The organism is Parapedobacter deserti, from assembly GCF_042646065.1.
Lineage (GTDB): Bacteria > Bacteroidota > Bacteroidia > Sphingobacteriales > Sphingobacteriaceae > Parapedobacter > Parapedobacter deserti.
This window is the reverse complement of record NZ_JBHRTA010000002.1, coordinates 1-874: the sequence shown is the minus strand read 5'-3', so window position 1 is coordinate 874 and position 874 is coordinate 1. Positions and strand designations below refer to the sequence as shown.

Annotated in this window: 3 protein-coding genes; all 3 read right to left on the bottom strand. The window is 51.6% G+C overall.

What is annotated here, in order from left to right:
• A partial coding sequence (locus ACFOET_RS00025) for a hypothetical protein (RefSeq protein ID WP_379018248.1) occupies positions 1-185 on the bottom strand: 185 nt, incomplete at its 3' end.
• A gap of 21 nt (positions 186-206) precedes the next feature.
• Positions 207-521 (bottom strand): hypothetical protein, encoded by a 315-nt coding sequence (locus ACFOET_RS00020; RefSeq protein ID WP_379018246.1) that lies wholly within the window; start codon positions 519-521, stop codon positions 207-209.
• Between the two features lie 19 nt (positions 522-540).
• Positions 541-874, bottom strand: a 334-nt coding sequence (locus tag ACFOET_RS00015) for a type IX secretion system membrane protein PorP/SprF (RefSeq protein WP_379018244.1), incomplete at its 5' end; no start/stop codon positions are given.

Sequence of the window (874 nt, the reverse complement as noted above, 5' to 3'; positions counted from 1 at the left end):
GAATCCGCCAGCTTCGCATAAAGCGCCGCCGCATTGGCGTACTCAAACCTGCCGTACAGCTCCTCCGCACGCTCGCGGAGACCGACCTGCTCCTGGGCAGAGGCCGAAAGTACCGACAGAAACATCAACGAGTACGCTATGATGCCGGCAAAACAGTAAACTCGAGTCAGTAAACTTTTTTTCATAATTATATCTTTTTCCAGTTCTCAAAAGTATTTACTCCACAACCTGTAACCATCCGGGACTGCACTCATGTAAAAGCACACCCGTTCAACGTAACGATAGGCCTGCTCCGCGTCCTTCACTTCATAAGTGATGTCGCCAGAGGAAATGATATAGCGATTCGCGTTGATCTGGGAAATAACAATCGGCAGTTCTTCTCTGTCAGACAGCCAGATCTCCAGTTGATGATCACCCCTGGTATAGCGAAATCCATGCTTCATCTCTAAAAAGAAAATTAGTTTTTCCAATAACATAGCCGTACTTGATGTATTGTCATCCACCTCGACACTATTTCTCATGCAGTCAATTAATTTTTTCTCAAAAAAACCGCGGGCTCAATAGCCGCTGGTCTCTGCGCCCGAAGGTGATGCCCAGTGTCACTTCATGCGAGCCGTTCTGCACGCTGCTCAGCTGGCTCAGGATGTAATCGTACGAGTAACCCACCCGCAGCTGCGGCGTCACGTACAGCTGCGTGATCGCCGATACCGAGTTGCGCCTGTTCAGCGCATTGCCCGTGAAACGCGCGTAGTCCTTCCGGAAAACCGTCACACCCGTGCGCCAGCCCCCGCCGATCCAGAAACGGTCCCCGAATACGAACATCGCATTCACATCCAGGCTGGTCGGACCCCGGAAATCCTCCTTCAGCAGCAGG

Bases quoted from the DNA above. Each gene is read 5' to 3' on its own strand.
- ACFOET_RS00020 (WP_379018246.1), bottom strand. From the start codon at position 521: ATGAGAAATAGTGTCGAGGTGGATGACAATACATCAAGTACGGCTATG.